Here is a 1,329-nt window from a genome sequence, read left to right as displayed (position 1 = left end):
CCCCTCCCGCGGCGGCGCCCCGCCCCTTCGTCGTGCGGTCAGACGCCCGACGTGTTCGGCACCCAGGCCGCGTACTCGGGGAGCGTGCCGTCCATGACGGGCAGGAAGAAGTCCTCGTCCACGCCGGCGCCGGAGAGCGTCGCGTCGAGGTCGCCGCCCGGGTGGGTGGCGACGGCTCCGAGCTGGGCGTCCACGGCCTGGTCGCCCTCCTGGTCGGCGCTCAGGTAGACGGTCTGCCCGGCGGGCACGGTGAGCGAGATCGGCTCGGCGCCCTCGGCGGCGAGCACGAAGTCGACGTCCTCGGCGGAGGTGTTCGCGAGCGCGCCGAGCACGGCGCCGGGCTCGCCCTCGCCCTCGGAGACGACCATGAGGTTGATGCCGCGCACCTGGTCGGTGAGGTTGACCCGGATGCCGTCGGACGGGGCGTACGGCTTGGTGGTGATCGTGGGGGAGCAGGCGGCCAGCAGCAGGGCGCCCGCCATGACGCTGGCGGCGGCGACGAGGCGTGCGGGGCGGGCGGAGCGGGACACGAGCTCTCCTTCGAAGGCGTCGGCTCGCGGGCGCGGGTGGCCGCGCGGGCGCGGGGCATCAGGGTTCCCCCACGTCAGGCGGGGGAGGGCGGGCCTGCAGGGGACCCGTCGACATCCTAGCGACGCCCGGCGCGGGCTTTGCCCATGATTGCGCTTCCAGGCTTCTGACCTGCGTAAACGGGTTCGTCACAGGGGTGCCGGGTGGGCGCGGGCCAGGGGAGTGTCGGCCTCCCCGTGATAAACTTGTCGACTGGGAAAGGGGACATCTGCAGATGACGTTCACAGTAGGCGAGACGGTTGTCTACCCGCATCACGGCGCCGCGCTGATCGAGGAGATCAAGACGCGCAAGATCCGTGGCGAGGAGAAGATGTACCTCAAGCTCAAGGTTGCCCAGGGCGACCTGACGATCGAGGTCCCGGCGGAGAACGTCGACCTCGTGGGGGTGCGCGACGTGGTCGACCAGCAGGGGCTGGACCGCGTCTTCGAGGTGCTGCGCGCGCCCTACACGGAAGAGCCGACGAACTGGTCGCGCCGGTACAAGGCGAACCTCGAGAAGCTCGCGTCCGGCGACGTGATCAAGGTCGGCGAGGTCGTGCGCGACCTGTCGCGCCGCGACGCGGACCGTGGCCTCTCGGCCGGCGAGAAGCGCATGCTCGCCAAGGCTCGCCAGATCCTCGAGTCCGAGGTCGCGCTCGCGGAGGGCGTCGACGGGGTCTCCTTCGTGGCGGACCTGGCCGAGAACGGCTCTGCCGTGCTGCACCTGCTGTGGCCCGGCCCTGGAGTGGCGTACGGGACAAC

Annotated in this window: 1 protein-coding gene and 1 pseudogene; one reads left to right on the top strand and one right to left on the bottom strand. The window is 71.6% G+C overall.

Features of this window, described 5'->3' with window-relative positions; translation table 11 throughout:
- Positions 1–38 precede the first annotated feature (38 nt).
- On the bottom strand, positions 39–530 hold the full coding sequence (locus ACFWEK_RS21680; RefSeq protein ID WP_430555386.1) for a hypothetical protein: 492 nt from the start codon (positions 528–530) through the stop codon (positions 39–41).
- A 272-nt stretch (positions 531–802) separates the two neighbouring features.
- Here ACFWEK_RS21680 and ACFWEK_RS21675 point away from each other — a divergent pair.
- A pseudogene (locus tag ACFWEK_RS21675) lies at positions 803–1,240 on the top strand (CarD family transcriptional regulator); the annotation flags it as partial.
- Between the last annotated feature and the right edge of the window lie 89 nt (positions 1,241–1,329).

The organism is Isoptericola sp. NPDC060257 (assembly GCF_042726645.1).
Lineage (GTDB): Bacteria > Actinomycetota > Actinomycetes > Actinomycetales > Cellulomonadaceae > Isoptericola > Isoptericola nanjingensis.
This window is presented reverse-complemented; position numbering and strand designations above follow the sequence as displayed.